We start from the raw sequence: 6315 nt of genomic DNA, 5'->3' as shown, positions 1-6315 counted from the left end.
CTCATGAGGTTACTCCTCGGGTTCAACAGGTCGATTGGTGCGTTGCAGATACGCCGATTCCGCCCGTGCCATCTTCTGCGCGCAGTCGAAGGCTTGGCGGGAGAGGGTGTGGCTCAGACTGATTTGCATGTTGAGGACGATGCGCTGCAGTTCCAGGGCGTAGAGGTCGTCGATCAGCACACCCGGTGTGGCCTCGTTGCTTATCAATTGCTCCCACAACGTGACGCCCATCGCGCTGCGATCCAGGTTGCGCCAGCGCAGAAAGGTCGTCCCCGCACTGGTTGCCTGCTGGGCCAATTGGATGGGCAACCGATTGAAGGGGTAGGCCGTCGCCTGCGCCAGGGTCTTCTGCGCAGCCAGTGCGATCAGTTGATCCCGTAGCCGTGCACAGTCGGTGGCCCAGATCTCCAGGCTCCCCTTACCTTTAAAAGGCTGTAAAAGGCCTTTTAGGTAGGCGGTCTGTTCCAGGGGGCGGTAGTCCGTCGGTTCCAGTGATTTGAAGTAGACCGGGTCATGATGGGTTCTCCAAGTCAGTATCACTGGAGTCGAATGAAACAATGGTTGGCGCAAACTGCGAGCGTCGAGTGCCTTCCAGAATGTCTTGCGGCAATTCGCCAAACTTCTCGCGTGCGGCACGCGCAATGGCATTGTTGGCTGCAAAGTCACTGCGCCGGCTACCCGAGTAACGGTATTTTTGCGCCAGGCTGAATAGGCTGCGCAACGCATGGGCGCCTTCGTTGAGCCAGCGCTCCAGGGTGCTGCGGTCGATCAGGGCGGTGTGGTGGGCGAGGATCAAGCGGCGCGCCAGGTTGTCGAAGTCGGCCAGCAGGTAGACGGCCTTGAAACCCAGTTGCGCATTGATCAACAGCGGCAGGTTGATTGGGTGCAGGTTGCAGTTCTCGCCCAGGTGCAGTTGCGGTGGCACGTCGGCGAGGGTCTGGTCGACCTGTTCGCACAGGGCGTGCAGCTGTGCTTTGGTATCACGTAACTTCTGTTCGATGCGCAGCATCCAGGCGTCAGAATACGGATCGTCTTGTTCGGCGCCGCGCTTCATTTTGTTCATGATCATGATGAAGCCATTCAGGCCGATGATGCCGGGGCGACCGTTAGAGGGTGGGCGCCCTTGCCAGATGCGTGAGGCCTGGTGGGTGTGGAGGGTCAACTCCATGCTGCTGCGCAATGCGCCGAGGATCGGGGGCTGGTCGTTGTCCATGGTTGCCAACGCTCACTGAGATTAGGAACCGGTAGCTTGAGAAGTGTGCAGAAGGCTGTCAGTGGCCAATAGGCGGGGGGGGGGCACCGGTTTTATCTGTGGAAGTCATTGGCGCTGATTGGTGCTATCCCCGGGGGATAATCAGCGGTTTCGTAGGCGCAGGAGGGCGCGTAATTCGGCCATATGTGCTTCGGCCACTTCAGGCTCGCGGAGTACATGTTCAGGCGCCGTGCAAGCTGGAGAGGAGGGCGCAGCCCAAGGCGTAAATTCGCCCTTTAGCGCTTTTTGAATAATGCCAAACAGGTAACCCGCAGGGTTATGCACCTGCTGGTGAAGGCAGCGCGTATTCCACTCATCCAATACCGCCTGCTGCAAATCAGCGTCGACTTGGCCCAGCGCCATGCGCGCCGCTGATTGTTGCGCCGGTTTGAGCGCGGTGAAGAGGCTGGGCCAATGGAGGACAGTCGCGTTAGTACGTAGTTTTTTCTTTGCTTTTGTACTTACGGTACTGTCCTGCTTCGGAATCCGAAGACAGTGCTGGGAGGTGGGTTTGCTGCCCACTTCGGATTCCGAAGCAGGGACTGCCTGAATCCGAAGCAGGGCGTCTTCACCTACTTCGGATTGGAGGTCTACACGCCGCATCAGCAACTGCACCCGCGTGGGCAGCAGCTTGCCCTGGAGTAGTGGGTCGTCGCTGATTTCCTTCAGCACCTGAATCGCGACGCATTGAACGGCCTTGCTGAGATGGTTCAGCGCATGGCTGACCAGATCGAGGTATTCGGGGTCCAGTTGCAGCGTCTCAAACGGCGTGAGCGGTTCGTCATGCAGCACATAGAGGTTACCTTGCAAACGCCCGGTTTTGGCGTCGCGGCGCCGTTGCACCAGGCTTAGCCAGCGTGAAAGCCGCAACATCGTCAGGGCTTTTGCGATGGTCTCGTGGGAGGCTTTGGCACCGCAGGGCATGGACGCCAGGAAGGGGCGCAGCTGTTCGTAGGACGGGAATACCGCAGTGGCATTGTCGAGCAACTGCAGTCGAATGATTTGCCAGGCATTGCGTTCCAGCGGTGTGAGGCGGATATCCAGAAACAGCGCGCGCGGTACGGTTTCATGGCGGTTGCCGCTGTACAGAAAGCTGTCGCGTGTAGAGGGGCTTGCGCTCGGCGGTTCGCGAGGGCACATGGATTACACCAACTGCTGCTCGATCCAGCTGCGCCCGGCGGCCCAGATCACCGAAGCAGGGTGGCCAAGCTGCTCAGCCAGGTCGAGCGCCAGCGCCAGCAAAGCTTGTTCATCAGTTAGTGCGATGGAGCGGGCATCGACTTGGGGTTTCCATTGATGCCACAGCGCTAACTCCTGATCTTCGGTGAGCACCGGGTGGCGGCCTTTGCGTTTGGGCAGACCGAGAATGTCCCGGCGCAGAGCAATTTCCTGGTGAGTGAGACCGTAGAAATCACAAACCATCTCGGTGCTTGCTCCAAGGCGCAGCATACGGTCGACGTTCGCCACTTCCTGGGCGGTGTTGTCGGCCTGGCGCAGGATGCGCTCAATCACGGCGTGATTAACCGTGACGGTGCACCAGGGCGCTTGAGAATTAAGCAACAGGCTGACTAACGCTGGTTGCTTGAGTGCTGCCAGGTTACTGTCGCTGAAACCCATGGCTTTGCAGCGGCGAAGTTGACCGTTACGCAGGTCATGCAGGGCCTGAACGATAACTGCTTGATTGAGAGGATGAGGGATCAGCACGGCGCCCTCCCTGGAGTTTCGATCTGGTGCAGTCGTCGGGCCAGGCGGATCAGGCGGAACAGTTTGATCAAGTCCTCATCCTGAAGGCCCGGCTGGATCAGCAGCTCATGGGGTTCGACCGCTGTATTGGGTGTAACCAAGGCGTGCAGCAACGCCAGCGAGTCCTTGGTGCCGGCAGGACGGTCCGCGCTGCACAAAAATCCATAGCCCTGCTCGACAGTGTGCAGGCTGTTTTCGAGACCAGCGGCGTTGGCAATCTCTCGCGCAAACTGGGCAATGTGGATTCTCAACCGATGGGGCGTGTCCAGGCTTGGGTCGATGCGCCAGAGATCGTTGATTGGGTAGAGCCCATCGGTATGTACAGGGACCGAAGGCTGAACAGATTCTTGCGGGTCGGCCTCTTCAACCAGCAAATTCTGAATAGCGGCCAGCCGTTCAGTGACGATGGGCGCTGATGGTTGTTCCTGTGGTTGAGGGGTAGAAACGGGGATGGGAGCAACTGAGGGCAAAGTCACCGGATCATGCAGCGGCTCAGGTGTTGCCAGATCCTGCGTGAGCGCCAACTGACGGTTGCCAGCGATGGAGATATCCAGGTTCAGCGTGTCGTAATCGATCGCTAACTGCTCAGCCATTTGTCCGACCAGTTCATCTTGCAGGCGGGAAAGCAGGAAGCACTCAGGTTCGCTATCAAACATGGCGAGCACTTCATGAAACAAGGCTGAGAAACGCTCTTCCTGCCCAAAATCTTGGGCATATTGCACCCAGGTACGTTCTGCCGCCTTACGCAGCGTTGCCAACCGCTCCACCTGATGGCGTCCCAGCCCACCATACAAAATCCTTGGAATCGCCGGTAACAGGAACTGCACGGCCTCCTGCATCCGACTGATATGTGACTGCTGAATCGGATAGCCATCGGCACACAGCAACCGCGCCAACTCAGACTGCGATAACCCACGCTGCAGCTCTTGCTCGTACAACTCACGAGACTTTTCAATGCCCAGCGCGCGCTCGATAAAGGTCAAACGGCTATGCAATTCGCTTTCAGCCAGATGGCCTGTCAGCGCGACGATTTCACCTCGGGCTGTCCAGGGGCGAAACAGGCAGGGGATGCGAAAGAAGCGTTCATCCCGAGTCTCCTCCCATAATTCTCCCAGGATCGCCAAGCGCGTATTGCCGCCTGAGCGGATCATAAAACACGTCTCGCCAGGCCTCCGTGTGATAGAGGGTGGCGTGTCCAGACCCCGTTCGCGAATGGAGGCTTTTAGCTGCTCAAAGCGCGGGTTGCGAGTGATTCGCGGATCCAGCGAGTAAGCCTGCAAATGGTCCAATGTCACCACCATCGGCGTATCTGCAATGGGATCACTCATCGCCGCTTGCGACGTCTCGCCCCTGGCAAAGCCAGGCACCTGTAACTGTTCAGCCATAGCCTGAATCTCCTCAAACGTCGGCATGGCCAAAACGCCCGTACTTTTTTCCCGAGACGCCCTCGAAGCGGTACCGCCACTGCGGGAAGAGCTCGCAGGCAAGAGAACGCATGGTGTCCAACGCAGCCGGCGCCAATCTGCCTGCCGGGCAGCGCGTCTCCACTCGATGCACTGCCTGCCACTGCATGGCGGCCCGAGGGTAGGCTTCAAGCGCCGGTATAACGGTGTTGAGCACCCGGATGTCCCGTTGCCCGAAAAACACCTGGCGCAGGGTTTGCTGAATCAACCGCGCATTAGCCGAGACCGGATGCACACGATTGATCAAAATGTGCAGCGGCGGGCGCGGGATGCCCAGGTATTGATACGGCGCAAGATCACTCATCAATTTCAATGTGCCGCGCTGCAATTCCCGAGCAGCCAGGATCTCCGGCATCACCGGCGAAAGCACCGCATCAGACGCCAGGATCGCCATCTCCAGCAATACACTGCGAGCCCCCTGAGTATCGATCAACATCAGATCGTAATAGGGGCTGAACACCGACAGCAGATTACGCAGGCGCAAACGACCATCAGGCGCATGCAGCAACAGGGTGTTGAGCTGGTTTTGGTCATCATTGGACAGCACCAGGTCCAGGTGCCGGATCCGCGTGTGGCAAATCAGCTCATCAAGCCGTGACTCGTTAAATGCCAACAGCTCATAAGTGCCACAGGGCGCTCGCCACTCCAGCTTGAAGTAACTGGAAAGCGTCGGTTGAATATCCAGATCCAACAGCAACACCCGCAAGCCCGCATCGGCCGCGATGCCGCCCAGGTTGGCAGCTACCGTGGTTTTGCCCACGCCGCCCTTGGTCCCGCCAATCGCCCATACGCGCATGGCGATCACCGCTGTTCAGCGAGACGTTCGCTGATCCAAACGTTGATTTCTTCGGAGTCCCAGCCAACTGCACGCAACCCGATGCGTTTGGCTGTCGGAAATCGGCCTTCCTTCATCAGGTTATAGAGATGAGACCGTTTAAAGCCGGTGATGCGTTCGACTTCTTCACGGCGCAGGATGCGACGTTCACTGGCTGTCGATGTGTATTCGTTGTGCATTGTGATCGCTCCGTAGTGGCCGTTGTTCGAGGCCAGGTAGGAGCAGTGAAGGGCAGGGTGGTCCGGTTGTCATCGCAACAGCGATTGCAAAGCTGCAGTTGCAATGGCCTTAGGGGTCTTTCAAGCGACGCCGAGCCGCGGCGAATTTGGTATCGAGGCTGCGTTTGCTGATGCCAAAGAGCTCGCCGCTATGGGCAATAATAGCGGTCGCCAGGGACTCTTGGCTTTCGAACACTGAATAGCGCCGACCTGCCGGAGAGCTCCCAAAGATAACTTGCAACATTGCGCCGATTACACATTCATAGCCGCGCTGAGTGCGCTCAGTTAGCGGCTTCTCATCGTTGACCAGCCTTAACAGACGGTCACGCTCCGTGACGGTAGCAATGTGTTGCTCCTGCATTGATTGGAGGCTGGTTTGTAATTCGTTGAGCTGTACGCGCAACGCGTCCCGCTCAGCCTGCAAAATGTGGAATGCCTCAGTGCTGATCGCCGTGTGAGTAGAGCGCTCAATCTCGTCAAACAGGAACGGCGGTTTTTGATCGGGGTAGTGCCGTACCATCCACGCCTTCAAGTCGGCGTGACGCACGGTCAGAAATTCAGGAGGTACGTGGATACTAGCTTTCACCATGACACCCAGCGACCCATAAGGCAGGTCATTGTTCATCACCGCATCAAACAGCTTTTCCAGGTTTAGATGAAGGCATGGCCATTGAGGATAGGTAGACCTGAAAGTATGCGGGGCGTGCAAATAGGTATGCAGGATTTCTGCTTCGTATTCCAGCAGACCGCACCATCTAATCACCGCTTCAGCCAAGTGATAGAACGGCTTATACGAAAGCTCAC

General features: G+C 57.9%; 7 protein-coding genes and 1 pseudogene. All 8 read right to left on the bottom strand.

The window, feature by feature from the left end:
• Nucleotides 1-9: 9 nt before the first annotated feature.
• Nucleotides 10-537 carry a DUF3158 family protein gene (locus FEM54_RS21695; protein ID WP_240792779.1) on the bottom strand — a complete coding sequence of 176 codons (528 nt, stop codon included), beginning with the start codon at nucleotides 535-537 and terminating at the stop codon, nucleotides 10-12.
• 19 nt (nucleotides 538-556) lie between these two features.
• Nucleotides 557-1213: pseudogene (locus tag FEM54_RS21690) on the bottom strand (PFL_4669 family integrating conjugative element protein); the annotation flags it as partial.
• Between the two features lie 141 nt (nucleotides 1214-1354).
• The gene (locus tag FEM54_RS21685; RefSeq protein ID WP_138452930.1) at nucleotides 1355-2392 is read right to left on the bottom strand and encodes an STY4528 family pathogenicity island replication protein; all 1038 of its coding nucleotides are present in this window, start codon (nucleotides 2390-2392) and stop codon (nucleotides 1355-1357) included.
• A gap of 3 nt (nucleotides 2393-2395) precedes the next feature.
• Nucleotides 2396-2956 (bottom strand): DUF2857 domain-containing protein, encoded by a 561-nt coding sequence (locus tag FEM54_RS21680; RefSeq protein ID WP_138452928.1) that lies wholly within the window; start codon nucleotides 2954-2956, stop codon nucleotides 2396-2398.
• A complete protein-coding gene (locus FEM54_RS21675; protein WP_138452926.1) occupies nucleotides 2950-4380 on the bottom strand; it encodes a ParB family protein in 1431 nt (476 codons plus the stop codon). The genes FEM54_RS21680 and FEM54_RS21675 overlap by 7 nt, the downstream gene beginning before the upstream one ends.
• 13 nt (nucleotides 4381-4393) lie before the next feature.
• Nucleotides 4394-5254 carry a ParA family protein gene (locus FEM54_RS21670; RefSeq protein ID WP_138452924.1) on the bottom strand — a complete coding sequence of 287 codons (861 nt, stop codon included), beginning with the start codon at nucleotides 5252-5254 and terminating at the stop codon, nucleotides 4394-4396.
• Between the two features lie 5 nt (nucleotides 5255-5259).
• A complete protein-coding gene (locus tag FEM54_RS21665; protein WP_138452922.1) occupies nucleotides 5260-5472 on the bottom strand; it encodes a helix-turn-helix transcriptional regulator in 213 nt (70 codons plus the stop codon).
• Between the two features lie 109 nt (nucleotides 5473-5581).
• Nucleotides 5582-6315, bottom strand: a 734-nt coding sequence (locus FEM54_RS34095) for a hypothetical protein (protein ID WP_171045878.1), incomplete at its 5' end; no start/stop codon positions are given.

The sequence above is a fragment of the Pseudomonas edaphica genome (assembly GCF_005863185.1).
In the GTDB taxonomy this organism is placed as follows: domain Bacteria; phylum Pseudomonadota; class Gammaproteobacteria; order Pseudomonadales; family Pseudomonadaceae; genus Aquipseudomonas; species Aquipseudomonas edaphica.
Note: the sequence above shows the minus strand (reverse complement) of the source record. Positions and strands in the feature narration are given on the sequence as shown.

Excerpts from the sequence above, each read along its gene's own strand:
- FEM54_RS21685 (WP_138452930.1), bottom strand. The coding sequence starts at position 2,392 with ATGTGCCCTCGCGAACCGCCGAGCGCAAGCCCCTCTACACGCGACAGC.
- FEM54_RS21675 (WP_138452926.1), bottom strand. The coding sequence starts at position 4,380 with ATGGCTGAACAGTTACAGGTGCCTGGCTTTGCCAGGGGCGAGACGTCG.
- FEM54_RS21670 (WP_138452924.1), bottom strand. The coding sequence starts at position 5,254 with ATGCGCGTATGGGCGATTGGCGGGACCAAGGGCGGCGTGGGCAAAACC.
- FEM54_RS21665 (WP_138452922.1), bottom strand. The coding sequence starts at position 5,472 with ATGCACAACGAATACACATCGACAGCCAGTGAACGTCGCATCCTGCGC.